Source organism: Rhizobium sp. TH2 (genome assembly GCF_024707525.1).
GTDB lineage: Bacteria > Pseudomonadota > Alphaproteobacteria > Rhizobiales > Rhizobiaceae > Rhizobium_E.
Window position 1 is genome coordinate 5,457,600 of sequence record NZ_CP062231.1, and the last position, 26,690, is coordinate 5,484,289.

General features: G+C 54.9%; 32 protein-coding genes. 21 read left to right on the forward strand and 11 right to left on the reverse strand.

What is annotated here, in order from left to right:
* Positions 1-5: 5 nt before the first annotated feature.
* Positions 6-1,070: an ABC transporter ATP-binding protein gene (locus IHQ71_RS26670; protein ID WP_258159418.1), complete on the reverse strand. Its 1,065-nt coding sequence runs from the start codon at positions 1,068-1,070 to the stop codon at positions 6-8.
* 879 nt (positions 1,071-1,949) lie between these two features.
* On the opposite strand from IHQ71_RS26670, the gene IHQ71_RS26675 reads away from it, so the two are divergent.
* From IHQ71_RS26675 to IHQ71_RS26685, 3 genes are all read left to right on the forward strand, one after another.
* The gene (locus tag IHQ71_RS26675) at positions 1,950-2,795 is read left to right on the forward strand and encodes a calcium-binding protein (protein WP_258159419.1); all 846 of its coding nucleotides are present in this window, start codon (positions 1,950-1,952) and stop codon (positions 2,793-2,795) included.
* A 222-nt stretch (positions 2,796-3,017) separates the two neighbouring features.
* Entirely contained in the window at positions 3,018-3,449 is a 432-nt protein-coding gene (locus IHQ71_RS26680) for a hypothetical protein (RefSeq protein WP_258159420.1), read from the forward strand.
* Between the two features lie 426 nt (positions 3,450-3,875).
* The gene (locus IHQ71_RS26685; RefSeq protein ID WP_258159421.1) at positions 3,876-4,970 is read left to right on the forward strand and encodes a porin; all 1,095 of its coding nucleotides are present in this window, start codon (positions 3,876-3,878) and stop codon (positions 4,968-4,970) included.
* Positions 4,971-5,307: 337 nt separating this feature from the next.
* Here the strand turns inward: IHQ71_RS26685 and IHQ71_RS26690 are convergent, their stop codons facing one another.
* The 3 genes from IHQ71_RS26690 to IHQ71_RS26700 all read right to left on the reverse strand — a co-directional run bounded on the left by IHQ71_RS26690 (position 5,308) and on the right by IHQ71_RS26700 (position 8,391).
* Entirely contained in the window at positions 5,308-6,177 is an 870-nt protein-coding gene (locus IHQ71_RS26690) for an alpha/beta fold hydrolase (RefSeq protein ID WP_258159422.1), read from the reverse strand.
* A gap of 82 nt (positions 6,178-6,259) precedes the next feature.
* Entirely contained in the window at positions 6,260-7,048 is a 789-nt protein-coding gene (locus IHQ71_RS26695; protein ID WP_258159423.1) for a lytic transglycosylase domain-containing protein, read from the reverse strand.
* A gap of 95 nt (positions 7,049-7,143) precedes the next feature.
* The gene (locus IHQ71_RS26700) at positions 7,144-8,391 is read right to left on the reverse strand and encodes a site-specific integrase (protein ID WP_258159424.1); all 1,248 of its coding nucleotides are present in this window, start codon (positions 8,389-8,391) and stop codon (positions 7,144-7,146) included.
* A 217-nt stretch (positions 8,392-8,608) separates the two neighbouring features.
* Between IHQ71_RS26700 and IHQ71_RS26705 the strand changes: the two genes are divergently transcribed.
* Complete coding sequence (locus IHQ71_RS26705) at positions 8,609-8,794, forward strand: hypothetical protein (RefSeq protein ID WP_258159425.1); 186 nt, start codon at positions 8,609-8,611, stop codon at positions 8,792-8,794.
* Positions 8,795-8,890: 96 nt separating this feature from the next.
* Entirely contained in the window at positions 8,891-9,481 is a 591-nt protein-coding gene (locus IHQ71_RS26710; protein ID WP_258159426.1) for a hypothetical protein, read from the forward strand.
* A gap of 140 nt (positions 9,482-9,621) precedes the next feature.
* On the opposite strand, the gene IHQ71_RS26715 is transcribed toward IHQ71_RS26710, so the two are convergent.
* Together IHQ71_RS26715 and IHQ71_RS26720 are read right to left on the reverse strand one after the other, a co-directional pair.
* Positions 9,622-9,864 carry a hypothetical protein gene (locus tag IHQ71_RS26715; RefSeq protein ID WP_258159427.1) on the reverse strand — a complete coding sequence of 81 codons (243 nt, stop codon included), beginning with the start codon at positions 9,862-9,864 and terminating at the stop codon, positions 9,622-9,624.
* Positions 9,865-9,877: 13 nt separating this feature from the next.
* The gene (locus IHQ71_RS26720; protein WP_258159428.1) at positions 9,878-10,375 is read right to left on the reverse strand and encodes an Arc family DNA-binding protein; all 498 of its coding nucleotides are present in this window, start codon (positions 10,373-10,375) and stop codon (positions 9,878-9,880) included.
* A 92-nt stretch (positions 10,376-10,467) separates the two neighbouring features.
* On the opposite strand from IHQ71_RS26720, the gene IHQ71_RS26725 reads away from it, so the two are divergent.
* From IHQ71_RS26725 to IHQ71_RS26770, 10 genes are all read left to right on the forward strand, one after another.
* Entirely contained in the window at positions 10,468-10,644 is a 177-nt protein-coding gene (locus IHQ71_RS26725; RefSeq protein ID WP_258159429.1) for an Arc domain-containing protein, read from the forward strand.
* A gap of 46 nt (positions 10,645-10,690) precedes the next feature.
* A complete protein-coding gene (locus IHQ71_RS26730) occupies positions 10,691-11,332 on the forward strand; it encodes a hypothetical protein (RefSeq protein ID WP_258159430.1) in 642 nt (213 codons plus the stop codon).
* Entirely contained in the window at positions 11,329-11,562 is a 234-nt protein-coding gene (locus IHQ71_RS26735) for a hypothetical protein (protein WP_258159431.1), read from the forward strand. Before IHQ71_RS26730 ends, IHQ71_RS26735 begins: the two co-directional genes overlap by 4 nt.
* Entirely contained in the window at positions 11,546-12,658 is a 1,113-nt protein-coding gene (locus tag IHQ71_RS26740) for a tyrosine-type recombinase/integrase (RefSeq protein ID WP_258159432.1), read from the forward strand. Before IHQ71_RS26735 ends, IHQ71_RS26740 begins: the two co-directional genes overlap by 17 nt.
* A 171-nt stretch (positions 12,659-12,829) precedes the next feature.
* Positions 12,830-14,068, forward strand: coding sequence for a site-specific integrase (locus IHQ71_RS26745; protein WP_258159433.1), 1,239 nt, complete (start codon positions 12,830-12,832; stop codon positions 14,066-14,068).
* Positions 14,065-14,451, forward strand: coding sequence for a hypothetical protein (locus IHQ71_RS26750; protein WP_258159434.1), 387 nt, complete (start codon positions 14,065-14,067; stop codon positions 14,449-14,451). Before IHQ71_RS26745 ends, IHQ71_RS26750 begins: the two co-directional genes overlap by 4 nt.
* 140 nt (positions 14,452-14,591) lie before the next feature.
* Positions 14,592-14,801 (forward strand): AlpA family transcriptional regulator, encoded by a 210-nt coding sequence (locus IHQ71_RS26755; protein ID WP_258159435.1) that lies wholly within the window; start codon positions 14,592-14,594, stop codon positions 14,799-14,801.
* Between the two features lie 147 nt (positions 14,802-14,948).
* Positions 14,949-17,399, forward strand: a complete 2,451-nt coding sequence (locus tag IHQ71_RS26760) for a DUF5906 domain-containing protein (protein ID WP_258159436.1) — start codon at positions 14,949-14,951, stop codon at positions 17,397-17,399.
* Positions 17,400-17,566: 167 nt separating this feature from the next.
* Complete coding sequence (locus IHQ71_RS26765) at positions 17,567-17,818, forward strand: hypothetical protein (protein ID WP_258159437.1); 252 nt, start codon at positions 17,567-17,569, stop codon at positions 17,816-17,818.
* Positions 17,815-18,123, forward strand: coding sequence for a hypothetical protein (locus tag IHQ71_RS26770; RefSeq protein WP_258159438.1), 309 nt, complete (start codon positions 17,815-17,817; stop codon positions 18,121-18,123). Before IHQ71_RS26765 ends, IHQ71_RS26770 begins: the two co-directional genes overlap by 4 nt.
* A gap of 361 nt (positions 18,124-18,484) precedes the next feature.
* On the opposite strand, the gene IHQ71_RS26775 is transcribed toward IHQ71_RS26770, so the two are convergent.
* Complete coding sequence (locus tag IHQ71_RS26775) at positions 18,485-18,838, reverse strand: hypothetical protein (protein ID WP_258159439.1); 354 nt, start codon at positions 18,836-18,838, stop codon at positions 18,485-18,487.
* A gap of 184 nt (positions 18,839-19,022) precedes the next feature.
* Here IHQ71_RS26775 and IHQ71_RS26780 point away from each other — a divergent pair, with 184 nt between their 5' ends.
* On the forward strand, positions 19,023-19,484 hold the full coding sequence (locus tag IHQ71_RS26780) for a hypothetical protein (RefSeq protein WP_258159440.1): 462 nt from the start codon (positions 19,023-19,025) through the stop codon (positions 19,482-19,484).
* Between the two features lie 4 nt (positions 19,485-19,488).
* On the opposite strand, the gene IHQ71_RS26785 is transcribed toward IHQ71_RS26780, so the two are convergent.
* Positions 19,489-19,773: a hypothetical protein gene (locus tag IHQ71_RS26785; protein ID WP_258159441.1), complete on the reverse strand. Its 285-nt coding sequence runs from the start codon at positions 19,771-19,773 to the stop codon at positions 19,489-19,491.
* A 143-nt stretch (positions 19,774-19,916) separates the two neighbouring features.
* On the opposite strand from IHQ71_RS26785, the gene IHQ71_RS26790 reads away from it, so the two are divergent.
* Complete coding sequence (locus IHQ71_RS26790; RefSeq protein ID WP_258159442.1) at positions 19,917-20,804, forward strand: hypothetical protein; 888 nt, start codon at positions 19,917-19,919, stop codon at positions 20,802-20,804.
* Here the strand turns inward: IHQ71_RS26790 and IHQ71_RS26795 are convergent.
* Positions 20,801-22,132, reverse strand: a complete 1,332-nt coding sequence (locus tag IHQ71_RS26795; protein WP_258159443.1) for a site-specific DNA-methyltransferase — start codon at positions 22,130-22,132, stop codon at positions 20,801-20,803. The genes IHQ71_RS26790 and IHQ71_RS26795 overlap by 4 nt on opposite strands.
* 188 nt (positions 22,133-22,320) lie before the next feature.
* Between IHQ71_RS26795 and IHQ71_RS26800 the strand changes: the two genes are divergently transcribed.
* On the forward strand, positions 22,321-23,046 hold the full coding sequence (locus tag IHQ71_RS26800) for a 2OG-Fe(II) oxygenase (protein WP_258159444.1): 726 nt from the start codon (positions 22,321-22,323) through the stop codon (positions 23,044-23,046).
* Positions 23,047-23,313: 267 nt separating this feature from the next.
* Here the strand turns inward: IHQ71_RS26800 and IHQ71_RS26805 are convergent, their stop codons facing one another.
* Complete coding sequence (locus IHQ71_RS26805) at positions 23,314-23,712, reverse strand: hypothetical protein (RefSeq protein ID WP_258159445.1); 399 nt, start codon at positions 23,710-23,712, stop codon at positions 23,314-23,316.
* Positions 23,713-23,916: 204 nt separating this feature from the next.
* On the opposite strand from IHQ71_RS26805, the gene IHQ71_RS26810 reads away from it, so the two are divergent.
* The 3 genes from IHQ71_RS26810 to IHQ71_RS26820 all read left to right on the forward strand — a co-directional run bounded on the left by IHQ71_RS26810 (position 23,917) and on the right by IHQ71_RS26820 (position 25,419).
* Positions 23,917-24,120: a helix-turn-helix domain-containing protein gene (locus IHQ71_RS26810; RefSeq protein ID WP_374989923.1), complete on the forward strand. Its 204-nt coding sequence runs from the start codon at positions 23,917-23,919 to the stop codon at positions 24,118-24,120.
* A gap of 120 nt (positions 24,121-24,240) precedes the next feature.
* Positions 24,241-24,888: a hypothetical protein gene (locus IHQ71_RS26815; protein WP_258159446.1), complete on the forward strand. Its 648-nt coding sequence runs from the start codon at positions 24,241-24,243 to the stop codon at positions 24,886-24,888.
* Positions 24,889-24,936: 48 nt separating this feature from the next.
* On the forward strand, positions 24,937-25,419 hold the full coding sequence (locus IHQ71_RS26820; protein ID WP_258159447.1) for a hypothetical protein: 483 nt from the start codon (positions 24,937-24,939) through the stop codon (positions 25,417-25,419).
* Positions 25,420-26,055: 636 nt separating this feature from the next.
* On the opposite strand, the gene IHQ71_RS26825 is transcribed toward IHQ71_RS26820, so the two are convergent.
* On the reverse strand, positions 26,056-26,637 hold the full coding sequence (locus IHQ71_RS26825) for a hypothetical protein (RefSeq protein WP_258159448.1): 582 nt from the start codon (positions 26,635-26,637) through the stop codon (positions 26,056-26,058).
* Positions 26,638-26,690 lie beyond the last annotated feature (53 nt).

Consider the following 26,690-nt stretch of genomic DNA (forward strand, 5'->3'; position numbering starts at 1 on the left):
CTTTGTTACTTCGCGAGCGCCCGGCACTTTTCCGGCGGAAAATGCAGCCAAACCTCCTGGCCAACCGGGATCGCGACGTTGACCGGTGCGACAGTCCGCACCACCTCTCCGCCGGCAATCGAAACGAGATAGTCCCGGTGCGAACCGAGATAGATCTGACGCGTAACGGTGCCCGCCGTGACATTGGTGTCGTAGGCGGGGCGCCCGGATGAAAGTTCGATATCGTGATGGCGCACGGAGACCGCCGTCTTGGCGCCAGTCATGGCGGTACCACTGCCGCAGCGCAGGATCAGACCGCCTTCGCAGGCCACTGTGGTGCTATCGGTTGCCTTGCCGCTCAGAATGTTGGTGCCGCCGATGAAGCGGGCAACGAACTCGGTAGCTGGCCGCTCGTAGATATCCTCCGGCGTTCCGGCCTGCTCGATGTTGCCATCGTTCATCACAACGATCATGTCGGCCGTGGTCATCGCCTCGGCCTGATCGTGGGTCACATAGACGGTGGTATAACGAAACTCGTCATGCAGCCTGCGAATCTCGAAACGCATCTCCTCGCGCAGATTGGCATCGAGGTTGGAAAGCGGCTCGTCGAGCAACAGTATTTCGGGCTGGATCACCAGCGCGCGGGCCAGCGAAACACGCTGCTGCTGGCCGCCCGACAACTCGCCGGGATACCGATCCTTCAATGCCAGAAGCTGGGTGGCCGAGAGGATCTTCTCGACGCCCTGCGCGATCGCCGCTTTCGCCAATCCGCGCAGACCGAGCCCATAGGCGACATTGCCGAACACAGTCATATGCGGCCAGAGCGCATAGCTCTGGAAGATCATCGACATATTGCGCCGTTCCGGCGGAACGGTCGATTGCGCCGACGAAATGCTCTTGCCGCCGACCCGGATTTCTCCTTCGGTCGCGGCAATGAAGCCTGCGATCAGTCGGAGCGTCGTCGTCTTGCCGCAGCCCGAAGGCCCGAGAAGACACACGAGCTTGCCCTTGTCGACAGTGAGATTGATGTTCTTGACGACTTTGAGAGAACCATAGCTCTTCGAAAGGCCGTCCAATTCAAGATATGCCATTCCACCTCCCGAGTCCCAGTGAAGGCCGCGCCCGGCCTCCAGAAATTGGCATACTCAAAACCTAGGAGGTGAATTGCAGATTGTCAACAGATTACTGTTGTCAATATGACTGACAGCGCATGCGATGGCGATCGACGCCATCTTGCCACTGCTGCGAGGCCATAACTCGCACACCGTACTCAATCAGCGCGAGCCAATCGAATGGTGCGCTACTCGTTCCACTGCTGCAGGAAGATTCTTCGCAAATTGTCTAAAGTTCAACTGTCCGGCAGTTGACGGTTCGCGAGCGTCTGGCAGAATTGAGGATAGTAAAGGCGCGCGTCATGTCTATGAATTCACCGCGATATCCTGGACCATACGCACAACGAGCAATAGACTGCGAACTTGCAATCGAGCGTGACTTTTTTCGGGAAGCAGTGGAAGCCCACACCCCGTTTTTAGACCTCGATGCAATACTAACCGCTCTTGCCGACGATGCCCTGAGGGCCGGGTGGTCTGAAGAGGAACTGACTGAAGCAGTCATTGCGCTCGCGAAGCGCCACAAGATGAACAACGACCACAAGTGCCCGAAATAGAAACGGGGAAGTCCGCCAACCTCCCCGCGCTCCGCGAAGTCCTCGAAAGAAACGAAGCAATGCAATCGTGCGCTTTATAAGGCCGCGCAGCAAGAACATCTAATTTATAACAGACTAATATATTCGGCATTTTAATGAATCTGTGGCGCAATTGTCGCCATGGCAAAACGCTCTAAGTCTCCCACGTCCGCACCACTCAAGATAACGCCAATTGAAGTCTGCTTGATCGGCGGTAGGAGCTGATATTTGTTGACAGCATTCTAATATATAGGATGCTTTCTCCTTTCGGTTGGAGGTTCGATCCATGGTTACGAAAAAGGGTACGAACGGCAGCGACAAGATCAACGGCACGAGCGGCGACGATCTGCTGTATGGTCTCGGAGGAAACGATTTCCTTACCGGCCTGAACGGCAATGACATTCTATTGGGCGGTATTGGCAATGACCGCCTCGATGGGAAACTCGGCGACGACGAAATGTTGGGGGAGGCAGGCAATGACCTATTCCTTCCTGGTGGTGCCGGTAGTGGCGCGGATGCCATGGATGGTGGCTCCGGCATTGACACCGTCAGCTATGCGAACTTCACACCCACTGCAGGCATTAACCTATCCTTTGGAACGTCGGCGATCGGCGCGGGAGACGCGGCGGGGGATTCATTTTCGGGCATTGAGAATTTCATTGGAACCAGCGGCAATGATACCGTGGGTTTCCATTTCTTCGAAGACGTGCTTCCTGGATTCATCCACGGCGGCAAGGGTAACGACTCAATAGCAGGAAACGGCAACACGATAAGAGGCGACGCCGGTAACGACCTGCTCTTCGGCGATTTCAACACCAATGTTGTCGACCGAATATGGCTCCAGCTCAACAAGGGCGCCGACATCATCTATAACTTCCGGCATGCGAACGAAGACAAGCTTTTGCTGAAGGGCAGCGAGTTTGGGATCGGCAAGTTGCTGAACTCCAATGAATTCTTCGTTCGTGACAGCGATTCCAATGCCACTGGAACCGAAGAGCAAGTCATTTATAGGCAGGACACGCGTCAACTCTTTTTTGATGAAGACGGCACCGGAAGCGAGGCGGCTGTCCTCCTGGCGACATTCGGCACAACACTCTCGGACCCGGTGCTTTCGGATTTCCTGGTGCTTTAAGCCGCGATCTGAAAACTTGTTGGTGGCCAACCCCTGAGCCTGCGAGACGGCGTTCGGCCTTCTTACGGCTATGCACTGGAATTCGCCAAGACCAAGCAGGAACTGCTGACGGCGGCCTAGAAGGCGAAGAAGGATATCACGCCGCACCTTGCGGCAGATATCGACAAGGTGTCGGCGGCCTATGGACGGCAAGCTGACTTGGCAGGATCTCGGCGACGCGCGATGAACACACTCAATCGCATCGCTGATAAGATGCAGCAGATGTTCGTCGACAGCCTTTTTTCGCAGGGCGGCATGAATTGGTTGACGCAGCTTTTAGGCGGCGTGGTGGGTGCGGTCACTGGTGGGACGGCTGGCGCCGGCGGGGTCGGGCTTGGCCAGGCTATCCAAACTGCAGCGCCGCAGGTGTCACCTTCCGCCCTTCGCGCCGGCGCAGGAGCGCGCAGCGGTTCGCAGGGCGCCGTGAAGGTCACTGTCATCAACAACGCGCGTGCCGATGTTCGGACGGAAGAGCGAGACGACGGCAAAGGCGGTCGGAACGTGACGTTCGTCCTCGAGGAGCAAGTCGCCAGCGCGATCAGCCGGCCGGGCTCGGCGGCGAACAAGGCTCTGCGGTCGAATTTCGGCGTGGGGCAGCGCCTAGTGAAGCGGTAACTAGGCGACTTGAACACGCTTCGAGGGCCATGGGGGCCTGGGCGCCTAGTGGTATACCTCGTCATCGAGTGGCGAGAATATTGCGTCCAAAAACCTCCCCTACCCCTTCGCATCATAGCTGTGCGCTGCTGTCCGTCTCACCAACCTCGCGATTCAAGCCTCTGATTTGATAAGGCTTTATTAAGTTTTCTACTCCGAATGAGCCGGCTATGTCGTTTTTGTGTCTTTTCTGTAACAAGCACAATGCAAGATCGCCTTGTGGCGGCGCCTTTGGAGCTTTCGAGATTGCGAATCCCGAACTCTCTTTTATGATTACACCCGAAGCACAGGTTGTGCCGACGTCTTCGAACCAAGGATTGGGCAGGGTGCTGTCCTTCGGCGACGAAAAGACCCGATCCGATTTAAACTTTTGACTGGAGGTCAGAAATGAACATTAAGAGCCTTCTTCTCGGCTCCGCCGCTGCCCTGGCAGTGGTCTCCGGCGCACAGGCTGCCGACGCTGTCGTCGCTGCCGAGCCGGAACCCATGGAATATGTACGCGTCTGCGACGCTTACGGCACGGGCTTCTTCTACATCCCGGGCACCGAAACCTGCCTCAAGATCGGCGGCCAGCTGCGTTACGAAAAGCGCTTCGGCACCAACGGTGTTGAAAAGTATGACCGCGCTGGTCTTCTCACCGGCAGATCGACGGATGATGCCTACGACAACCACACCCGCGCTCGTCTGCGTATCGACGCTCGCAATGACTCCGAGTGGGGCACTGTCTACAGCTGGATCCAGATCCAGGCTGACTCGGTGAACAACGGCGAGAACATCTACGGCGAAGGCAATAACAGCTACCTCCGTGCCTACTACTACTTCGGCATCGGTGGCCTCGAATTCGGCAACTACGACAGCCAGTGGGCGAAGTTCATGGGCTACGGCGGCCGTACCGATGACGGCGGCGTCTACACCTCTGACTGGAACTATCCTGACTCGCGCCAGTATGTGAGCTACACGGCTGACTTCGGCAACTTCAAGGCCTTCGTCTCGCTCGACAACGACGCTGACGAATTCTACAAGCCGGAAGATCATGACGGCGACGGCCTCGCCGGCAAGCGTGGCCGCCAGTACCTGCCCGATATCTCGGCTGGTGTGTCCGGCACCTTCGGCGACTACCAGGCTGCCGCAGCGATCGGTTATGACGAGTCCGACGAATCCTTCGCGGTCAAGAAGGTTGTTCGTGGCGACATCGGCATGTTCGGCTTCACCGCGATGGGCCTGTATTCGAACAGCGACGAGAACATCTACTTCGCTTATGACGGCTTCAGCGCCTTGATCGGCCTGTCTGCCAAGGTCACCGACACCGTGACCGTCGCGAAGGACATCCAGTGGTTCGACAACGGCGACTGGCGCCTGGTTGGCGATGTCAACTGGGAAGTCGCTACGGGCTTCTCGGTCCTGGTTGAAGGCATCTACTTCAACCCTGACAAGGGCGACGACTCCAAGGCTGGCATGCTGCGCTTCCAGCGCAATTTCTAATCTGAGTTCACTCTCGGATGCGAAAGGCCCGGGTCTCCCGGGCCTTTTTGCGTTGGAATGTCAGCTTTAGAGCCCTTCAGGGTTAAATGGAAACATTCTGTTGGCTCAAGCGGAATCGCATGTTTGACCGGCCCGCGCGCGTCGTAGCCAAAGCATACGGCCAAGCTGGCCGGTCAAAGAGGCGGCCCGCTTCAGCCAACCCGAAGGGCCGGGCATCTTTCCGCCATGACCCTGTGGCGATGACCTCGGCCGTACCTACGGGTACGACCTCGATCATCGCCTTGGTCCTGACGAAAACCTGCTCCGGCAGAATGCTTCCATTTAACCCTGAAGGGCTCTAATGGGACGCGATAAAATTGGAGACCGGTCCAAGCACATCAGGAATGTGCAGGATCGGCGCATGCCCTTGACCTCTGGCCATGATCAATTCGATTTGCGGCCCGTGTCGTGCGACCATCTCACCGGCCACATCCGCCGAAAACAGCTTCGAGTTTTCGCCCCGCACGATCATCACGGGAATTGAAGCGAGTGCTTCATATTGCGGCCAGAGATCGGGCAGGTGCTGATCCATGTCCATGGTCTTCAACGGTTCGACCAGCGCCGGATCATAATCCGAAACAATGCGCCCGCCCGTCTCCCGGAAGATCGCATCCGCCATGTCGTTCCAGTCATTGTCGCCAAGCGCGGGAGAGTCCACGCCGTGCGTTGCCTTGAGCGCGCGGGCTGCCTCGGTAAAGTCCTTTGGCTCCAGCCGCGCCGACAGATATTCGCGGATCACCCGCAACCCGGCGACCTCGATGACCGGCCCGACGTCGTTGAGAATGCATGCCGCGATCATATCGGGCACGAAAGCAGGCAGAATATGCAGGATCAAGCCGCCACGCGACGTGCCGATGAAGATCGCACGGCTGATGCCGAGCGTCCGCAATGCGGCGACCACGTCCTGGGCCTCGCGGCCGATATTGTAGTTGGCGGGGTTCGGATCCCGGGCGGAAAGGCCGCGGCCGCGATAGTCGAGGGTGATCACGCGCCGCCCCTGGTCTGCAAGCCATGTCGCCAGCTGGTGAAAATCCCGGCTGTTGCGGGAGAGCCCCGCCAGGCAGACGATCGGCCGTCGCCCGGAATTCCCGCTTCCATAGTCACGGCCGTAAAGTGCCAGCCCATCGTCGCTGGTGAAGTGAAGGGGCGTAAAGCCATCTTGCTGCATGTTCTGTCCGTTCGCTGGTCGGATGCGCAGCAAAGGCAAGAACGGCTTCCCGGTCAAGTGCCGGTATGAGAATTGCGGGACCCTATCGGCCAGCCGTCATGTCGGCGGCAATATCAGGTGTCTCGCTCAGCAGCAGCTTGTAGACCTGGTAATTCTCCATCACCCGCTGCACATAGTCGCGCGTTTCGGTGAAGGGAATGCTCTCCACCCAATCGACCGCGACGTCGATATCCTTGCCGCGCGGGTCGCCGTAACGCCTGATCCACTGCGTTACCCGGCTCGGCCCCGCATTATAGGCGGCGAAGGTCATGATCAGCGAGCCATCGAATTTGCTGATCTGCTCGCCGAGATAGTGCGAGCCAAGCGTCGCGTTGAAGGCCGGATCCTCGGTCAGCTTCTCGTCCGCATAGGCCATCTGGTATTGCTTCGCGACACGTTTTGCGGTCGAGGGCAGCAATTGCAGCAGCCCGCGTGCGTTGGCGGGCGAGACAGCCTGCGGATTGAAGGCGCTCTCCTGCCGGGCGATCGCATAGGCGAGCGCCTTGCCGGCACCGGAGATATCAGCCGTCTCTGGGATCGCACCGAGCGGGAAGGCGGCGAGCCCCGGATCATGGCCCTGCTTGAGTGCTGTCTTGCCAATCGCCAGCGCCAGTGTCGAACCGTGCGTTTCAAGTGCCTTGCTGGCAAGCTGCTGGATGTCGACCGGATTTTCGAGCGTCGCGGCGAGTGCGAGATACAGCCGTCGTGCCCGGGCGGCTTCCCCCGACTGCTCGATCAGCGAGAGGCCGATAATCTCTGGCCGCGACGCGAAGGCCAGCCGGTCGGCATCCGTTACAGCATAGCGGTGGCCGGGCTTGATCGCGACTTTCATCCGGGCCGCCGAGAGCTGGCCATAGAAGGTCGCGGGATATTCTGTCGCCCGCTCGAAATAATCCTTGGATTTCTCGCGGTTCGATTTCAGAGGGCCTATTCATAGATCTCCAGAACACTCGCACAGCCGGCAAGGTTCTTGGGCGCCAGGTGTGCGTATTTAACCGTCATACTGAGAGTTCGATGGCCTAAAAACTCCTGAATATGCCGGATGTCGATGCCTGATTGGGCGAGCCGGGAAGCACAGGTGTGGCGAAGGATGTGGGGCACCACCTGCTTGTCGTTTCCGAGCCCGCATCGCTCCTTCGCTTTCCGCCACGCGTATCGAAAATTCTGATAGTCTATGTCGTGAAATGGACCGGCCAACGACCCGCACCTTAGCCTCGCGGACGACAGTGCGTCTTGCGCCTGCGTCGTCAGTGGCACGCTGCGAGGAAAGCCGCTCTTGGTTTCCCAGAACGTCGCAGTTTCACTATTCACATCTGGCCAACGAAGTTTTTGAGCTTCGCCAAATCGTGATCCGGTGGAGACCAGAAATCGGGAGAGATCACCGAACTTCCTATCGATCGCATCGAGGACGGCAAACAGTGAGGACTGCTCCTCCTTTGAAAGAAATCGTATTCGACCCTTTCGCTCAGGGTACTTTCTCAGGTCGGGAAGCTTATCAATATGCCCGTCGTTATAGTGCTTGCGAAGCAACTTGCTGAGACAGGACAGCTTCCTGTTTATCGTACTGTTCTTATTACCTTTTCGGCGGAGGGCGCCCCGGATTGTATTGGTCAGATCATTCCCGATGCTCTGAATGCCATGTTTGTCGGCAATGTACTGGAGTTCGGCGATGTATCCCTGACAGCATCTCTTGTGGTGGCCAGGCTCCCATAACATATCGCCGTAAAGCGACCATAGCTCGATCAAATCAAGCGGCTTTTCGCCCATTCCAAATCCTCGGTCACCCTTTGAGATGCGGGCAACCTGCATCGATTCCCGGTTTCGGCCAAGTTGAAAAGTTTGGGAGTGCCCGATCGAGCATTGTAGGGTGCTATAGAAGGTCTCGGGCATCCCGTTCATCGGGATGTCAGCACACAGCGAGTACCCGATTGGTGAACGGTAAACGTAAGCGCACGCCAGCTTCGGAGGTGTTTCCTTACCGTGCCGTCCGGCTTTGCGACGGGCAGCGCGAAGCTTCGGGAGCTCGCCGAGAAAAACCGGAAAGCGGCCGATGCTGTTCAGTTCCAAAAGGACGTTCTCAGCGGCGCGCTGACCGATATGCGGGCGGCGCTTGAAGACGGTAAGGTGACGTGGGAAGAGCTCGGCAGCGTGGGCAGTGAATGTTCTCAACCGCATGGCCGACAAGCTGCAGCAGATGTTCGTGGACAGCCTTTTTCCAGAGTGGCGGGTTTAACCTTCTCTCGCTGTCGGCGGCGCGACGACGGGTGCGTTTCCCCCCGCTCCAAAGGTCGGGCTTGGCTCCGTTATCAATGCCCAGGCGGCACGTGTTTCACCTTCCGCCCTCCGGGGCGGCGCGGGTCGCCCCCATGGCGCTTCACAGGGCAATGTTAAGGTGACGGTCATCAACAATGCACGCGCGGATGTCCGGACCGAAGAGCGCGACGATGGCAAAGGCGGCCGGAACGTCACGTTCGTGCTCGAGGAGCAAGTCGCGAGCGCGATAACCCGGCCCGGCTCGGCAGCGAACAGGGCGATGCGGGCGAATTTCGGCGTGGGGCAGCGCCTGGTGAAGCGGTAGGCTGACACCCAATTTGATTTGAATTGGAGCCGCAGTGGTTCTAGCGCCGAAGCTGTGACATGATCGCGCCAGCATGGGGACTGGAGCAGCATCAACATGACCTACGGAATTTCAGAAGAAAACTTGGCGGCGATGGATCCCGACTTACGAGCGTTTGCGCTCGTCGGTGCCTTCATGGGTTTCTTTGCGCTACTTGAGCAAGGAATCAATCAGACAATCGGGGAAGTTCTAGAAGTGGACGGCGCAGCTAGAACGATCGTTACGCGGAATATGACCTTTGACGACAAAGTCAAAACGTTGCGCGCATTGGTAGCGGCACTACTCATCGATAAGGACGCTGCTAAGAATTTCGACGATCTCGCCCTTCGGGCGCGCAAGGCCTCTGAAACCAGGAACGTTGTCGCTCATACGGCTTTTCGTCGAAGTCCGAAAACTGACGGCGTGGAGTTTTTCGCGATCACTGCCACGAAATCCCTCAAGTTTCCCGACATGGATTGGCCGGTCGAAGAATTTTTGCGCCAAATCGAGGAGATCAACGATATCGACAACCAGCTTAGATCGATGGAAAGCAAGATGACTTACCAGCGCGTAGCAAAAGCTCTTATGAACCCCAGCTCGGCGGGAAAGCTGCCGTCATCGCTCTTTGGTGGGCTATTCGGTCTCGGAAAATCTCTAACTGAAAGTTAGCCAGCCAACTGGAACAGACCGGGAAATCGAGTGGCGAACCTTCTTGGTAGCCAGTTGATTTTCCTGACTTGTATGTGGCCCTCAGGCACTCAAGCCCGGTATACGCGCATTCGGCCCTTCCCGGTCTTATATCGGCTCTTTCAAGTTAAATCACCCGCTGCTTTTGCTTCGTCGTCGAGTTGGGCGATGATGCGCAGCGCCGCGACGTGAAGGCCGAGGCCCAGGACCAGAAGGAATACGCTGGCGGGAAAAATTCCCATGAAGCTCTCCCGTGACATGAACGCAACCGTCGGCGCGATCGCACTGATCGCGAACGACGCCACGGCGATCCTATTGAAAAAATTTGCGGTGAGCTTTATTCGCTCGCGCTTACCCTCTGTCATGCCTTTTGCTTCCTCACGCGTCTTCCGGCGCCTCGCCGGTACCGCCAACTCTTTCGGCGGCCAACCGTCGTTCAAAATCGCGCGGCGGCTCGTTCTCGCGCAACCAGGTGAATGACGGCAGCAGCTCGTCTGCGAAAGCGGCCAGGTCGGCGGGCACGTTGTCGCCGTGCGAAAGAATAGTGTGGCAGAGCGCTTTCGCTAGGCCGGCATATTGTCGTGTCAGGTCATTCTGCTGCAGGTACAAATCCTTCCACACCTCGCCTTTGCTCACAAGATCCTCAAGGGCTCGCCTAGCGTCTGCGGCCTCGGTTCGCAGGAGGTCGAAATCTTCTTGCTTTATCGGGCTGCGAGGACTGTCGTGGTCGAGGATTGGCGGAAAATCGAACGTGTCCTGGAGGCGTTGGACGATCTCACTCGAAAGGCTGCGCCGGCTGCTGGTAGCAGCGCCGTCGAGCTGAGCTTTCAGCTGTCCCGGAATTATCAACTTAAATTGTGTGTCGGAGGTCTTCATGCCTCGACTATGGACATAAAGTGTCCTTGACGCCACGGACATTTTGTGTCCATAAGTCGGAAGGACAAAAACTGTCCGTCACGGAGGCGTGTATGAGTGACGACCATGTGCAGTTCAAGATCAAGCTGCCCGAGCACGTCAAGGGCTGGCTGGCGGCGGAAGCCAATCGCAACATGCGGTCGCAGAGCGCAGAAGTCGTGCTGGCTATCAAAGAGAAAATGATTAGGCAGCAATCCTCTGAAACGAAAAATGGCACCGTCTCGGCCTGAGAACCGACGGTGCCATTTCAATCTGGAGCCATAGGAGGGCACCAAAATGCAGGAACTTTCTACACCGGAAACACCCGAAAATGCAAGCGCTGAGCCCGGCGACATCATCGATATGCTGCTGACTGCCGAAGGCAAAGTGATCGGCCTGCACACGATGGCCACCGCCCTGTCTGAACTGCTCGACGGCGATCTGACGAAAGACCTCGCCCAGACCCGCCGAAAGATGTCAGCCGCGTTCCAAGCCGCTTGGGCCATCGAAGATATGGCCGATGGGGCACTAAAGACGATCCACGTTGCTCTCGACGTTGGCTATGCGACCCGTACTGATACCCCAAAGCTCGATAAAGCAGCCGAGGCGATGCGGACGGCGATCATCGACGGCCTTGCGCCCGGCGATCAAAATCAAAAGGTCGGAGGGTTTGCGCTGACCTCGTCTTGCACCCGCGATCTGATGATTGATTTCACCGACGATTTGTTGTCGATCATAGACGAACTCAGCGTCGCCCGCCTCGCCGTCACGAACACTGATTGGCTCGCCCTCGAGGACATGGACAGCATCGGCATCGTTCTCGATCGTAGCCACGCAAGAGCGAAAGCGCTGCGCGTCAGGATGAATAATTGCATCGATGCAGAGACCGGCAGCCCGCCCCGCCGCCACGCGCGGGCAGCCGAGGCGGGCTCCGCATGAGCGCGCCCGCCACCAGCGGCCCGGCGATCGTTACCGCCGGGCCGCGTTCCAGCTTCAAGCAGATTGATGTCGAGCGGGCCGTGAAGGGCGCGCTCAAGGCTGGCATGATCGTCCACGAAATTATTGCGTCAGCAGACGGCATTCGCGTCGTTACACATCCCTCGGCCGCCAAGGTGCGGCCGGCAGCGAACGAATGGGACGAGGTCTTCGACGATGGCGCGCAAGAGTAGGTCGGCGCTGCCGAAGCATGTCTCTCCGGCCCGCGATCGTCATGGCAAGATGCGCTACCGGTTCCGCAAAGGGATGCACTCCGCCTATATCAAGGCGGAGTTTCCATCCGACGAATTCGATCGGCAGTATCAGGCAGCGCTGAAAGGCGAGGCGGTGGCGAAAACGCAGGTCGGCAAGCGCCGCGAAGTCGCACGCTCGATGTCGGCGCTGATCGCGTCCTACTACCAGACAGCGGAATTCACCGGCACCGCCGCATCTACGCAAAACACCTATCGCGGCATAAGCGAGGCGTTGCGCCGCGAACACGGCCCCAAGCTTGTTGCTAATCTCACCCGTGCGCACGTCAAAAAGATGATTGGCAATATGTCGAAGACGCCGGCCGCCGCGAACAATCGGCTTCGTATGCTGCGGATACTGATGCGCACGGCGCTCGACCTCGAATGGATCAAGGTCGATCCGACTGACAAGGTCAAAGGTTTCTCGAAGAAAACTGACGGCTTCCACACATGGACCGAGAACGAGATTGCTGCCTATGAGGCCCGCCATCCAATCGGCACCAAGGCCCGCCTGGCGATGGCGCTGATGCTCTACACTGGGCAGCGTCGCGGCGATGCCGTCCGGCTGGGCTGGAAGGATGTCAGTGGCAACAAGATCGCCGTGCGACAGGAAAAGACGGGCACGCGGTTGAAGCTGAAAATGCACCCTTCGCTCGTTGAGGCGTTGGGCATGACAGACCCTGGCGCCGAGACATTCCTGCGGACGGAATTCAAGAAGGCCTTCACCGCCGCCGGCTTCGGAAACTGGGTCCGCGAGCGGTGCGATGAAGCGGGCCTAACCCATTGCTCCGCGCATGGATTGCGCAAAGCCGCAGCGCGGCGCCTGGCGGAGGCTGGCAACAGCGTTAACCTTATCGCGTCCGTGACAGGGCACCTCTCGCTCAAGGAAGTCGAGCGCTACACCCGAGAAGCAGACCAAGAACGCATGGCCGACACGGCGGTCGATACCATGCCCGAAAGGTCCGATCGTAAACAAGAGATTGTCCAACCCTCCCAAGAGGTTGGACAGACGGAAGGAAATAACGATGAAAAATCATAAGGTTGAAAAAGAAGATGGCGGACAGAGCGGCCGCCATTCTTCGGTCCCATGTCGTAGCAACAAGTCTCGGATTGGCATAGATATCAATGTGATAGTTGATTTTAATCGATGCGACATGTTGCAATTCGTTGCCATCAATGTCACTATTTTAGGTGGGTACAAAGATGGGTAATGACGTTGCCAAAGATAGCAAAAGAGCTAGTTGCGTTGACCGTGAACCGGCTCAGGCATCCGGGTAAACACGCGGTTGGCGGAGTATCTGGACTACTGCTCCAAGTCACGCCCTCCGGTGCGCGGTCATGGTTGCTGCGTGTTGCAATTGACGGCAAGCGCCGCGAACATGGGCTGGGACCATTCCCAGAAGTCTCACTTGCCGAAGCTCGCGAACGTGCCAGGAAGGCGAAGCGCGAAATTTACGACGGCGTCAATCCAATCGAACGCAACCGACAAGCAAGGCTCGTAATCAGCCAGCGTTTAACTTTTGAGAAGGCGGCAGAAAAATATCTAGCGTCAAAGCGGATTGAATTCAGTAACGAAAAACACGCCGATCAATGGGAAAGCACATTGGCGACATATGCCACCCCTGTGATTGGTGGCATGGCAGTTTCGGAAATCACCGTCCATGATATTCAAGCCGTTCTTAAACCGATATGGGAGAGCAAAACAGAAACGGCATCTCGGCTGCGTGGTCGAATAGAAGCTGTTCTTAGCTGGGCAACTGTGAACGGTCATCGGAGTGGCGACAATCCGGCACGTTGGAAGGGTAATCTAGAGGCCGTCATGCCAAAACCAGCAAAGCAGTTCGCGGTCAATCATGGCGCAATCCGAATGAAAGAAGCGTCAGCATGGTTTGCGGCCTTGCGCCAACGGGAGGGGATATCAGCGCGGGCGCTTGAATTTATGGCATTCACGGCCGCACGATCAGGAGAAGTGCGCGGGATGACGTGGGACGAAATCGACTCGGACGCCCAACTGTGGGTGATTCCGGCGGCTCGCATGAAGGCAAAGCGCGAGCACCGCGTACCACTCACGGATGATGCAATAAAGCTTCTGAAAGCGCTGCCTGATTTGGAGGGTTCATCCTATGTGTTTGCCGCGCCACGTGGTGGCGCGTTGTCGGATATGAGCTTGTCTGCCGTCATGCGCCGAATGCACGCCGTTGAATTGGAGGGCGGCCGCAAAGGATGGTTGGATCGCAATTCGAACCGTCCCGCTGTTCCACATGGAATTCGCAGCACATTTCGCGATTGGGCTGCCGAAATTTCTGACTATCCGCAGGAAATGGCCGAAATGGCGCTCGCTCATTCAATCGGCAACAAGGTCGAGGCCGCTTATCGACGTGGTGACATGATGGAAAAGCGCCGCCACATGATGGCAGATTGGGCTGCTTTTTTAAGAGGCCAGGAATGAACGAAGTTGAATTTGATAGGATTGTTTATCTGGCCGCGAACGGGGATGCGGAACCCTTGGTCAAATGGTTGCGATCGGACGAGCATATCGGACCATTGGAGCGTGACTACATAGCAGAGCTTTTGGAGCAACTGATCAAACTCAATCCACCAAAAAACAAGAGGGGAAGGCCGAAGGTTTTCAAGGGCGCGTTGCGTATGGCGGCGATCGAATATGTCAAGCGGACAAGGCGCGGTGAGAATTCCGATTCTGTTGCATCGAACATAATGGCCAGAACGAAAATCAAAAGGTCAAAGTTATTTGAAGAAATAAAGGAGCTTAAAGATTTTGAAGACAAAGCGAAACGGAGCGGCGAAAGGTTCGCAGATATAGAAAACTGGTAGTCCATTAATAAAGCCGCTTATTTGGACCGCTTTATAGGCAGTCCAGATATTACGTCACTTAGATGGACCGCTTTCTTTATTGTAAATCGTATGAAGGTGTTTCAGTCTATCCGCATCCAAGGCAACTAGTAGGATGCAGTATGACCAAATTTGCTAAATCGCTCACTCACAACAGCCGGTTTTTATCCGATCTGCAATTCGCAGAACGCATCGGCGTTCATCGCACCACCATTTGGCGGCGAATGCGGGAAGACACCAATTTTCCGAAGCCTGTGAAGCTCTCCGGCGGATGTTCGCGCTGGCGACTAGGCGACGTGGAGGCGTGGGAAAACAGCCTCGCAGCAGCGTGACGGCGGAGACTATGTCCGCGATATTGGCCGAAAAAACGTACGTAAACAATATGTTATAATAGGCTTAAAAAAATACCCACCAAAATACCCGCCCAAAAAGGTGCCCGGCCAGCCGTGGGACGTTTAACCGGGCGATGGATTTGCCACATGAATGTACCTCAACTATCGCCACGAAACAATGTGCCCGAAGCACTTAGGGCCTATCCGCAATTCATCGTGTGGAAGCTTGTGCAAAAAGCCGGTTATCCGAAACCGCGCAAGTTGCCTTTCAACCCCATGACCGGAAACACCGCTAGCGCGACCGACCCCACGACTTGGGCCGATTATGCGACGGCTTGCGCAGCGCTAGCGCATGGCAACTTCAATGGCATAGGTTTTGTTTTCACACCGCATGATCCTTTCGTTTTTATTGATCTGGACGATTGCCGGGACCATGCCACGGGGGACTGGCTTCAATACGCTCGGGTGATCAAAGACCTTTGGTTTCGAACTGCGGCGTGGGAAACCAGCCAAAGCGGAAACGGCCTGCATGGGATCGTTCGCGTAGCCGATAAGACAGCATTTTCTGGCAAGGCGCGCAAATGGTCCGATACAGAAGGCCACTCGTTCGAATGCTACATTTCTGGCCGCTTTGTTGCGTTCGGCCACTGTGATTGGGTACCGCCGGAAGTGGGACCGGATTGCGACGTGATGCTTACGACTTGGATCGATAGCTTTCCCCCCAGATCAGGCAATGCAAAGCAAATTACGCTTGGTCGCGAGCATTGGCAGGACGCAGCGCGGCCGGGCTACAATGGGCCGTCGGACGATGACGAATTGATCAGGCGGGCATGTGCGAGCGCTGGCGGGCCGCGTGTAATGTTCGGCGGGAAGGCGTCGTTCCGTGACCTTTGGGAAGGGAATGCCGTCAAATTGGCGCGATGTTATCCGCCCGGCGGCGACCATCGCGCTTTCGATAGCAGTCAAGCTGAACTGGCGCTTGCCGGCGCGCTCGCGTGGTGGACAGGATGCAATCCCTTTCGCATCGAACGCTTGATGAACCGTGCGCCAATATGCCAGCGGAAAAAATGGTCGATGCATGCTGACTATCGAGCCCGAACAATCAATGAGGTGTGTGGACAGGATCGCCAGTTTATGACGACCCGCACTCAAAAGGGTGATATTGATATAGGCGACGGTTTGGAATTTCCGCCCTTGCCCGACATCCTGACCCTAGACGAAGCATTGGCTGATTTGGTCTTGGTGGGCGGGTCATATATCGCGAGCCGACGCAGCAAGCGCGTCCTCAAATATGAAAACGCAATGCGGGACTATGCGGCGTCAATCGTCTTGATTGATAGCGGAGACACTGACCGGGAAGGCAAGCCCGTGTCCAAGCGCGTTCCGGTGTTGAAATTGTGGATGAACCATCCTGGCCGCATCACAGTAGACGGGCTGACATGGCAACCAGGCGAACCGGAAATTTGCAGTGCGCTTGACCGTTCGCAAGGGGGCAGCCGAGCCTACAACATGTGGAGCGGTTTACGTATTTCGGAACCGCCCGCAGACTGGGAAGAACGGGTAAGACCATTTCTTGATCATGTTGCTTATCTCTTGCCGAACGCCGAGGAGTGCGCGCGCTTCCTTCAATGGCTGGCTCATATCTTCCAAAAACCAAATGAGCTTCCCCATACCCATTATCTCATGATCGCGCGGCAAACTGGCATCGGACGCGGGACATTTGCCAGCATTCTAACACGGGCGTTACCCGGCTACGTTGCCACGAATGTGGACGTGAGTGCCGTCATTGGCGGTGGTTTTAACGAACGCATTTCACAAAAGCTGCTCGCAACCTTTGACGAAATTCGTGAAGGAAATTCATCCGATCGATACTCAAAGAGCGAGGCGCTTAAATCGGCGCTCACAACCGAGACCCGGAACATCAATGTGAAATATGGCGCGCAATACATCGAGAAAAATTGTTGCCGCTTCCTGATGTTCAGTAACCATCTGGACGCCTTACCGTTCGATAATAACGACCGCCGTGTGATCGTTATCGCCAATCCGGACGAACGAAAGCCAATAGAATGGTTCGAACGCCTTCATAGCTTGGCCAATGATCCGAAATTCATTGCCAGCGTGCAACGGTATCTCGCGACGCTCGACATAGGCAGTTTCAAAGCGGGGGAGTGCGCCCCAATGAACGCCATCAAAGCACAGGCACTGTCCAGCATGGAAAGTGACGCGGACAAAGCCGCGCGCCAGTTCCGCGAAGAGTGGCAAGGCGATTTGGCTACCGTTCGGGATTTGAGAGAGTTCATCGGCATTGAAGACGCACCAAAGGGGCGTGCCATGAACCATGTCTATGAACGGGCTGGGATGCAATCGAGCGGCCACAAGATAAAAATGAGCAATCACCTCGAAACCGTATTGATCGTGAAGGGCGCGCACACTGTGGACGATGTGAAACGCATGGATAATCAAATGCTCACGAAATTAATAGCCGATGCAAGGCGGCGATGGGCAATTGCACAGGGGGGTGCACCTCCATCCGTCCAACCGGGGCAGATCATCCCCTTCACATTGGGTATCCCAAGTATCCAAAGTATCTCTAGTTAATAGAACGTCTGGAAAATTTGATTGTATCAATTAATAGCAATAAGTGCTGATCATAATATGGCAAACTACATAAATATGAAAACTGTCACTGTCATTTGCCGTGATTTCCAATGGAAGGATACTTTGGATACTTTGGATACCCCGCGCTCGCCTATGAGGACAGAACTATGAGGGTTAATCTGATTGAATTTGTGAAGCTTGATGCGGCGGAATATGCCGACCTCATAGTCGTGGTGGACCTGTTGAATCTTAGCGTGCCGACAGAGTACATCCCTGGCGAGCTTTACGCCGCTGCATTCATCACCATGCGGAAATGCGTTCCTAGCGTTCGGGATTGCAACGACATGGATTTCGTCGCCGACAATCTTAGGATCAACCGGCTTTTGATTGACCGGTGGCGGGAATTAAAACCAACGTGAAGGAACCGAGCATTACTGATATGAAAGTTTGGAGCGATGGTATCGATATGGCTGATCCAGGGGAAATAGCGAAGTTGGACAAAGCCGATTTTGATTTATTGATGACGGTTGCTGCCCTGTTTGTGAACGGCCCAAACTCACCCCTGACCGATATTCCTAAAGCCCACATCGCCCCGGCTTTTCATCTCATGAGGAAGTGCGGTGCCACGGTGCAAAGTTATGCCACCATGTGCATGGTCGCTTGGGGAATTGAAACTAACAGGTCTTTGATTGCCCAATTACGGGCCTATGAAAAGTTGCGGTAGTTACTTTGGAGTTATTTGCAAAGTTTCTGCATAACGCCGAACGCTTACGCGTGGAGCTTGCTTTCAAGGTTATGCCCCTTGCGATCGATACAGGTCTGACCCACCGAGCTTGCCCAAAGCCCGTTCCAGGACGTCACCGATAATGTTTTCCCACCCATTGAACCTGACCAAGAATTCCCCAAGCGCAACCTGATAATCTGCCTGAATTCCCGGGTCTGCCCAAATCATCATCATCTTCGTCATAGCCGTTTGACATGTTCCCTCGCAGTAAGTGGGGACAACAACTTGCTAAATTCGTCCTAAGCGCCTTGTCAGCGATGCTGGGCCGTGCGCGCGACACGACCCAGGATGGTGACGGCGCTTAGCTGATGGGGTTTTTGGTACGATTGGCACCTCCAACCTTCTCCCACGCTTTAAAGCGATGATTGGCGGCGCCAAAGCTAATGTCCATCAGTTCGGCTACCGCATAGCGGGTCTTTCCAGCATCGAAGAGGCGGTAACAAATTTCGATGCCTCGCGATGTCAGTTTTTCAAGTCCGCCAACCTCGTATTTATTCGCTGGGTCTTTTGGGTCGAAAGACATATCGAGGGGTTTTTCAGACCTCAGTTGCGTGCGGAGGGCTGAGATGCCCGCCAAAACACGCTCCAGAGCCTGGGTAATGCCATCGAGAGTTTCTCCGACGGATTTGACGTCATAGGTATGTGATTGGGTCATGCGTTTCTCCGTCCTTAACTATTTAAGGATAGGCGTATCTCTAATCTAGTTAAGGATGGTGTCAAGCTGCTTTTTCGAGCAGGACATTTTCATTGGAATTTCGTCGAGAAAGATGTGGTGGACTAATGAAGCCATATTTCATAGTAGCTCGCTTACGCAGGTATCCTCCCAGCCCGAGAATTCCATGAAAATCGAAAAACCAAAGAAAATTCTAGTCATTCGTGTTTCAAAAATGGATGGCGTTGACCCTGTTGAAGAAATTCAAAAAGTCATTGATAAAAAAGGGCATTGTTGGTTTGGAAAATACGGACGCCTGATAGGCGTAAAGGCATTTGGAAAGGCGGTTTCGAAGAATATAGTTATTATTTCTAAGGAGGGGAGAACATATAAGCCATATCTTTTCAGAAGGTCTGCAGTACAGAGAACTATCCCCGAGGACTGTTGCTATCCTCTTTATTACAATGAATTTCTGAGGCGAATTAGCTTTTGGATGAAACTTAGGGCTCTTCCTCCTTACGAGTTGGATTTGGCTGACCTGCAGATAGTAAGCAGCAAAATGCCCTTGAGAGAAATGCTCGGCCAAGCCATGTCGGGACATTTTATTTGCGAGCTTAGGGCGGGCATCAAGAACGAAACTTTCGTTTGATACGCTATAGGAAGCGGCGGATATCGTTCTCGGCCGTTTTCATCAAATCATCAACAGCATCCACGCCCGTTTTGTTCTCCACATCGAATTTTGTGATTAAATCAACCTGATAGGATAGCGTCGCCATCAGCCCATCTGGATAAGTGATAGCGACCGGAACACCTTGCTGCGTGACGTCCACCTTAATGGTCATGGGACTGGTTGGTTCGATGAAGGCCGTGACTACATAGGTCGTGCCCTTGTGGTCAAACGTTTGGGTTTGAAAAATCTCGCATTCAGCTGTTGGCAAGCGGAAATCTCCTGTTTCGATTTCGAGTCATGTGGTGCATACGCATCTACAACCCGAGCGTTTTGAATAGCCATTTGTATATATGTTTGACTCTTTAGGGTTGTTCCTAAATTCTTCCTCCGAATCAGGGGAATCGTCATTTCATGTCCGATATAAAGTTTCTCGACACGATTACCGACGTCAGTAAGATTGTCACACCAATTGATAGCGCTTTGCGTTTTCCAGAAGTTCTAGAAGTGCTTTTTGAGAAGTACAAAGCACCGATTGAGGTTTTCTGCCAGCTCGTTAAGGAAAGCGCTTCCAGTGGCGAAGTGTTGAGCCGCATCCGACGTGCCGACCGCGATGCGGATGAACGCATGGCACTTCTTAAAATGTATCGCCGCTGCGTTTCCCCGGTACTTGACACCGAAGCGACCAAAAAAATCAAGAAGGTAAGCACGGAATCTCTGATTGAGATTTATGGGATGACCTTTAAGCCCATCGGTAAACTGAAAGAGCAATTTGGTGATCTATCACCCGAAGCGCGGTTCGCCTTGGCAGCGTTGATTGGTGAGTACGATACCAGAGGGCAATCCGGATACGAGCTAACGGGGCTATTTTTTGATTGGTTTGAAGAGCACTTTAGGGATCTATTTACTATAGAAGGGCCACGCGGGGCGGGCCGGGACATCGAGCTTTCCACCATATACCCGGAGTTCAAGAGCGCGTTTCCGTGTGATTTTGTCGTCCGTCGTGCGGCTGACAACGAGGTCGTGGCGATTGGCTTTGCCCGCTACGATTCCACACGCGGCGGCGCGCAGTCCGACGACCGCACGGGGGGGAACAGCAACAAGGTCGAAAAGGCCAAAGCTTTTGACAAGGTGACCCCCACCAAGCTCAAGATGATATTCCTGTCCGATGGCCCAGGCCTCATGCATGGCGACACCTGGAAAGAGGCCTGCGAGCTGGATGGCGATTGGGACGGCCGAGTGAGGGTTATCACCTTGAAGCTGGCGGCAAAGCGTATTACCGCCGACTGGTTGAACGGCTAGATGCCTGCCAAAACGTCAATTTCTTGCCCATAGGCCTCATAAAGGCGGCTGTCCACGTAGAAGGCGCATTCCTGTTTGGCTTTCAAAGCGCCGTCTTTAGCAAAAGGCAGCTCGGGCTCGTCCCGGCCGCGTTTCTTGTTCACATAGTCACCCATGGCCTCAACCCCATGGCGCATACGGCGAAGCGTGGCTTTGGCAGCGGTAAAGGACGCATCCATGCCAATATAGCGGCGGCCGGTGTCGCGGGCTGCCTGGAGCGTCGTGCCGGACCCGCAGAAGGGGTCTATCACTAGGTCGCCGGGGTCTGAGCTGGCGCCGACAATCATCTTAATCATGTCGAGGTTCTTTTCGGTGGGATAACCCGAAATCTGGATGCTCTGGTGGTGGGCGTCCCGGTATTGCTCCCAATAATCGCTGATAGTTCGCTTTTTGTCGGCCGTCCAATAGACCTTCCGGCGCGGGTTGCCATTGCTCGACCAATACATGTCGCCTATCTTGTCCAACTCCTCCAGCTTTGAGGGTACATACTGCCAATGCTTGCCAGGTGGGGGTAACATGTCCCGCCACGCCATTCCGGTTTCCCCGTTGCGGGTTCCTGGGGCATGGATGGGCACGAGCTTGTAGCGGCGCCCGAATTCATCCACGCGCGGGTATTCTTTCAAAATCCAGTCGTCCTCGGCCGCTGTGCCGGGCTGATTCCATTTATAAGATTTGCCTTTCGTGTAAAAAAGGACGAAGTCGTTGAGGTTCGCGAACTGCTTGCTAGTGAAATTCTTGCTGCTGCATTTCCGGCGCGTAATTAGATTTCGGAAATTGTCGGTGCCGAAAATCTCGTCCATCACGATTTTTAGATGAGCAACCATCTGGTGCCCGATGTGGACATAGATGGACCCGTCGTCCGTCATACATTCCCTCATCAGGATAAGGCGGCGGCGCATGAACTCAATGTAGGCAGCCTGCCCCATGCGGTCGTCATAGGCATGTTCAAGGTCGCGAGAATGAAAATCCAAGCCGGTGCCATAGGGCGGGTCGAGGTAGAAAAGAGTAGCCTTGCGGCCAGTTTGCGCCAGTTCCTGCAGCGCGAAGAAATTATCATCGAGGACGAAGGCATTGTCTGGGAAGGTGCTCGCTTCAAAAACCCCCTTAGCCCTTAGGTGCAGAAAGTCGCGTTGCACCGGCCTTACGATGTCTATGACGTCGGCTTTGTGGTGATAAGCAAGAATGGCTTCCTCGCGATCAGAGGGCAAGGGTAAATCATCTTCATAGAAATTCCGTGCAGAAATGGCGTCGGGTGAATGTTGTTCGCGTTTTGTGATACCGGTCGCCATATATGCCTCCATTACGATGTGGTAACCAATTCAGAACAAACTGGCAACTTGTGACGAATAATGGCCATAATCAGTCTATCAATCAAGTAGGGGTAGACGAAATAAATAAGGTAACCAGAAGGCAGGAATCGGGTGGCGGGAAGCGGTGATCGCGCTAAAATGGTGTGACCGCAATTAGAGGTCACCCGATGCCGCATAATCCTGACGACACCATAGAAGCTACGGTCTCAAAGTACGACTGGACCCGCCTTAAAAGCGAGCTGGATTCTTATGGATGCACAGTTTTAGAAAGCCTCTTAACCGACGAAGAATGCGCGCAACTTGCGCAGCTCTATAAGGAGCCGGACCTGTTTCGCTCTCATATTGTCATGGCCAAGTATGGTTTTGGCCGAGGGGAATACCGCTATTTCCAGTACCCGCTGCCCCAACTCATCGGTAGACTCCGCACGAGCCTCTATCCGCGCCTGGCTCACGTCGCCAATGACTGGAACATCCGTTTGAATGTTGATGAGCGATTTCCAACATTGCATTCGGAATTCCTGGACCGTTGCCATGCGCTAGGTCAGCAACGACCCACACCGTTGCTGCTGCAGTACGGGGAAGGGGATTTCAACTGCCTGCACCAGGACCTATACGGCGAGGTTGCCTTCCCCATCCAGGTCGCCGTTTTGTTATCAGAGCCGGGGCGCGATTTTACCGGTGGCGAGTTCTGCTTAACAGAACAACGGCCTCGCATGCAGAGCCGCGTAGAGGTAGTTCCCTTGCGGCAGGGTGACGCCGTAGCCTTCGCTGTTCACAATCGGCCGGTCCAAGGCACCAAGGGTGTTTACCGCGTCAATCTTCGCCATGGTGTCAGCCGTTTACGTTCGGGCCAAAGGCACACCTTGGGCATCATCTTCCATGATGCTACCTAAATATCTGTCTTGATGAGGTTGCAGGCCAAGAGCCTTGAAGTTGTCTTAACGTCCACACGAAGAGGCGCGAAAAAACCATCGGCAGATCGCGACCATTCGGAAGGGCATGTGCAGGGGAGCTGCGAGGTGTCACCCGGCGTGACGACCGAAAACTATTGAAATGGCTATGTATTTCAAGACGCTTGAGTGGCCTTTCGGTATCGCTCTAACAGGCCATGGATTGACCGACTGCGCGCATATCATGAGTCGCGATAGCGTGGAGCGGCTCTAAAGATTGTAGCCAATGTGAGTGTACCGTTCACCCGATTTGCCTGCGCATCGTTTCTTCCAGCTTTTGGCGTCGGTCCGAACTGCCATATCTTTGCCGATTACCGCTGCCTCAGTAACAATTGCATTGAACGAATTCGTCCCTCGATAAGTGATGCAAAGATTTCCGTCTTTAACTTTCAAAGCGTTCACCAAAACAAAACTGTCAGGATTCTTCAAAGCAGTGACCATCCTCCGAAGTGCTGCGCTATAAAGCTGATATTCTTTGTCTTCGGCGGCCGCTGTGATTTCCAAATTTGTAGGTGGCTTCATTTCCTCGGAGCGTTGTGACCCAATCGCAAGGCGAAGGGCTAATAAGACCACTGGCAATGTTATAACCACCAATGCCGTGTAACCCAAAAATTTGAATATCCTCCGAAGCATTGATCGTCCCCCTCATTGTGGCAGCGCCGACCTCAGTCGTCCCTCAACAGCTATTAACGCGCCACTAAATCCAAGACTGTCAGTCTTTGGATTGTCAAGGCTAAGTTCCGTCTTTTGGCGGATATGGACCCTAAACATATACTCGGCTGGAATCTACGAAAGCATAGGGTGGCGAGCGGGTTGAGCCAGGAACGGCTTGCTCTCGAATCCGGTATCGATCCTGCTTATGTGGGACGCGTAGAGCGCGGACGCGAGAATGTTACCTTGAATACGCTGGAAGTGCTGGCGGGTACGTTAGGCGTGTCGATAGCTGATTTGTTTCGCGTGCCATTGCCATCAGAGGAGGCACCCAAGCCGCTTCGGGCAGGAAGAAAAAAGAAATAGTAACTTGCCCGAGGAGGCAGTACGCCTCGGGCCTTACCTACCCCCGCCCGTAGCTATCTGACCTGCTAGACAATCCGAGCGTACTAGAGCAATCTTGGTGGCTGGCGCGGAGAGGTCTACATGCGTATCGTAACAATCGTCATGGCTACGCTCGTGGCATCACTCGCCTATGCAGGTGAGGATAACGTACGTCATCCTCTATCGGTTGAAGAGCTTGTGAGCAGCCCCGACCTGTCCGGCGTTGACCGCATTCTCATCGGCGGGCGGGTGAGTTTTCTGCAGTTCAACTGCGACGGCATGCAGCTTTCGGAAGCGGGGGAAGCCATCCGCGTGTGGTATGCCCAAAAGACGTCTGCACAGGAACCAGATTTTACTGGCATTAGTCTTGGCGCCATGCAAACCCTGCACTCGCTCTCAAAAACGGAAGGTATGCCCGCATTCTGCAAACGACTAATGTCGATGCCGAGCGTTGCACCTTATGTCGGCAAGACTGGCGTTAGTGCCTTGCGGACCGACATTGGCCGCGCTTTGGCCCTCATCGAATTTGGCGCCAACGAGTGCAAATTGACCAAGTCGGCCGAAGCGATCGAAATGGAATATGCGTCGAAGTTTGGTGACCTGCCAGAAGATGAGGCGACGGAAATTGAATCGGTCAAAGAAACGCAACTAGTGAAGCTCGCGGAAGCTTTCCCGACCACCAGGGAGGACCGGGAGATTTTCTGCACTGTGTTCCCCATTCAACAACCAAAGCTGTTCAGGAGGGAATAAGCTTGCTTGAAGTCGAAAGCCGGAAGCTACGTAAATTGGGGAGATGACATGGGGCGTGTGATACCAATTAGCATGGCGTTGGCGATTGTCCTGACGATCTCCGTTCGTGCCGAAGATACGCAATTTGACCTAGCCGTGAAGACGGCGGAATGGCTTAAGCAGAATGACGCGGATGGCACTTGGTATGCTTATCTGGGCCGAGCCGGTTGGTATGCGGCTGTCGTATCGCAGTGCAAAGGTGAACTTGAGTTGACCGCAAGTGGCCGAAAGTTGGTCGAGCCCGCCAAAGCGGTTTATTTTCTCGGCCGAGGCAAGATCACGGGGGCGCATAACATTGGCGACGATTACCTCGAAAAATGGGTGTGGGCATACGAGGGAAGCTATGATCAAGCGGTACACGGAATATCGCAACTCTCGCCCGCGCCCGGGGAAGACCCTACACTTTCTTTGCGCAGAAATTGCCTGGTTGCAGGGCAATTGGACAAAGATACAAATGGCAATTTCTACGTCGAACGGAAGGCCCGCGAGTAGGTGTCGGGTTATTAGGCTGGGACTGGGTAATCCCGTTGAAGGTTAGCATGCTAGACACAGGTGCGAAGAGCACAGAGCGTTATGATCAAGTTCGTCATTGCAATTTTCGTCGTCGCTAATACTGCTACACTCGCCTACTTGGTCTCCGTGACACCAAGCGAAGTCACCCCTCAATCAAGAGGACCGGACATGGGCGGCGAATCATCAAATTGGCTGAATGGTGGAGCGGGTAACGGAAGTTACTGTCCCGCGCTCATTGAAATTACTACATTTTACTGATTATCTTAAGATTTCGGGCGCATAAGTGCGGATCATATCTAATTCTTTACTGTCGGAAGACCATGCTTGGTCGCAGCGAGGCAGGGAACCAGTCGCCCAACAACTATACTGCCTTCGATATACTGGTGAATGTCCGCGACGCGGGCGATCTGTTATCACCTGGGTCACCCGGGGCGCACGCCGACATTATCCGCATCGATGGCAGGGTCAACGCACTGATGCGGCTCTGTCCAGATCTTGTCGTAGAGATATGTGGACCGTTGGTGCGCGCTACGGCGACTGCGACGACTTCGCTATGGCCAAGCGCGCGTAGGCAGACCGCGTTCCTCTCACTGCCCGTCAATCAGTCGAAGAGACTCACATTGGTAAACCACGGTCGTCAAAGATTTCCAAAGCGCGTGGGAGGGCCGTGACGACGCTGATCACCGCTGGCATTAAAAACAGCAAAGCGCCTAACATAAACATGCTGAAGCAAACCATCGGCATTCGCATCCCCTGACGATCAAGCAATGTATAATAGTCAGATGCCAGGACAGAGGTGGCTATTCCCTCGGACTTCGCAATGTCAAGGTCGGTCTGTTGAACGCGGAGATTTGCTCGTTGAACCACAGAATCGGAAGGAATACTCTCTATCGCTCGCGCAGCATGGTCTGGCTCAGATGGATCGAGCCCTCGGACAACATAGTCCACGTAGTCGCGACGATCGCGAAACCGTTTAATGGGATAAGGGCAAAAGAGCCAATAGATGCTCATCGCAAACAAGATAAAGAGGCCGCCCATAAACATAGTTTTGAATGGCGCGGCCACAACCGTACCTGTCGTGGCAGCGAGACCCTTAGATACAAAGGCATACTTCTCGCTGAAAACGATAGCGTAGCCCAATACGGACAAAAGGCTTGTCGCTTGCGGCAACCGAGATTGCATCACGGCAGCACACATTGACCAACGCACCCAAAAAGAGCGATCTTCCCTTAGCACCGAAGACACCAGTA

Excerpts from the sequence above, each read along its gene's own strand:
- IHQ71_RS26670 (WP_258159418.1), bottom strand. The coding sequence starts at position 1,070 with ATGGCATATCTTGAATTGGACGGCCTTTCGAAGAGCTATGGTTCTCTC.
- IHQ71_RS26675 (WP_258159419.1), top strand. The coding sequence starts at position 1,950 with ATGGTTACGAAAAAGGGTACGAACGGCAGCGACAAGATCAACGGCACG.
- IHQ71_RS26680 (WP_258159420.1), top strand. The coding sequence starts at position 3,018 with ATGAACACACTCAATCGCATCGCTGATAAGATGCAGCAGATGTTCGTC.
- IHQ71_RS26685 (WP_258159421.1), top strand. The coding sequence starts at position 3,876 with ATGAACATTAAGAGCCTTCTTCTCGGCTCCGCCGCTGCCCTGGCAGTG.
- IHQ71_RS26690 (WP_258159422.1), bottom strand. The coding sequence starts at position 6,177 with ATGCAGCAAGATGGCTTTACGCCCCTTCACTTCACCAGCGACGATGGG.
- IHQ71_RS26695 (WP_258159423.1), bottom strand. The coding sequence starts at position 7,048 with ATGAAAGTCGCGATCAAGCCCGGCCACCGCTATGCTGTAACGGATGCC.
- IHQ71_RS26700 (WP_258159424.1), bottom strand. The coding sequence starts at position 8,391 with ATGCGGTTGAGAACATTCACTGCCCACGCTGCCGAGCTCTTCCCACGT.
- IHQ71_RS26710 (WP_258159426.1), top strand. The coding sequence starts at position 8,891 with ATGACCTACGGAATTTCAGAAGAAAACTTGGCGGCGATGGATCCCGAC.
- IHQ71_RS26715 (WP_258159427.1), bottom strand. The coding sequence starts at position 9,864 with ATGACAGAGGGTAAGCGCGAGCGAATAAAGCTCACCGCAAATTTTTTC.
- IHQ71_RS26720 (WP_258159428.1), bottom strand. The coding sequence starts at position 10,375 with ATGAAGACCTCCGACACACAATTTAAGTTGATAATTCCGGGACAGCTG.
- IHQ71_RS26725 (WP_258159429.1), top strand. The coding sequence starts at position 10,468 with ATGAGTGACGACCATGTGCAGTTCAAGATCAAGCTGCCCGAGCACGTC.
- IHQ71_RS26730 (WP_258159430.1), top strand. The coding sequence starts at position 10,691 with ATGCAGGAACTTTCTACACCGGAAACACCCGAAAATGCAAGCGCTGAG.
- IHQ71_RS26735 (WP_258159431.1), top strand. The coding sequence starts at position 11,329 with ATGAGCGCGCCCGCCACCAGCGGCCCGGCGATCGTTACCGCCGGGCCG.
- IHQ71_RS26740 (WP_258159432.1), top strand. The coding sequence starts at position 11,546 with ATGGCGCGCAAGAGTAGGTCGGCGCTGCCGAAGCATGTCTCTCCGGCC.
- IHQ71_RS26745 (WP_258159433.1), top strand. The coding sequence starts at position 12,830 with ATGACGTTGCCAAAGATAGCAAAAGAGCTAGTTGCGTTGACCGTGAAC.
- IHQ71_RS26750 (WP_258159434.1), top strand. The coding sequence starts at position 14,065 with ATGAACGAAGTTGAATTTGATAGGATTGTTTATCTGGCCGCGAACGGG.
- IHQ71_RS26755 (WP_258159435.1), top strand. The coding sequence starts at position 14,592 with ATGACCAAATTTGCTAAATCGCTCACTCACAACAGCCGGTTTTTATCC.
- IHQ71_RS26760 (WP_258159436.1), top strand. The coding sequence starts at position 14,949 with ATGAATGTACCTCAACTATCGCCACGAAACAATGTGCCCGAAGCACTT.
- IHQ71_RS26765 (WP_258159437.1), top strand. The coding sequence starts at position 17,567 with ATGAGGGTTAATCTGATTGAATTTGTGAAGCTTGATGCGGCGGAATAT.
- IHQ71_RS26775 (WP_258159439.1), bottom strand. The coding sequence starts at position 18,838 with ATGACCCAATCACATACCTATGACGTCAAATCCGTCGGAGAAACTCTC.
- IHQ71_RS26780 (WP_258159440.1), top strand. The coding sequence starts at position 19,023 with ATGAAAATCGAAAAACCAAAGAAAATTCTAGTCATTCGTGTTTCAAAA.
- IHQ71_RS26790 (WP_258159442.1), top strand. The coding sequence starts at position 19,917 with ATGTCCGATATAAAGTTTCTCGACACGATTACCGACGTCAGTAAGATT.
- IHQ71_RS26795 (WP_258159443.1), bottom strand. The coding sequence starts at position 22,132 with ATGGCGACCGGTATCACAAAACGCGAACAACATTCACCCGACGCCATT.
- IHQ71_RS26800 (WP_258159444.1), top strand. The coding sequence starts at position 22,321 with ATGCCGCATAATCCTGACGACACCATAGAAGCTACGGTCTCAAAGTAC.
- IHQ71_RS26815 (WP_258159446.1), top strand. The coding sequence starts at position 24,241 with ATGCGTATCGTAACAATCGTCATGGCTACGCTCGTGGCATCACTCGCC.
- IHQ71_RS26820 (WP_258159447.1), top strand. The coding sequence starts at position 24,937 with ATGGGGCGTGTGATACCAATTAGCATGGCGTTGGCGATTGTCCTGACG.
- IHQ71_RS26825 (WP_258159448.1), bottom strand. The coding sequence starts at position 26,637 with ATGTGTGCTGCCGTGATGCAATCTCGGTTGCCGCAAGCGACAAGCCTT.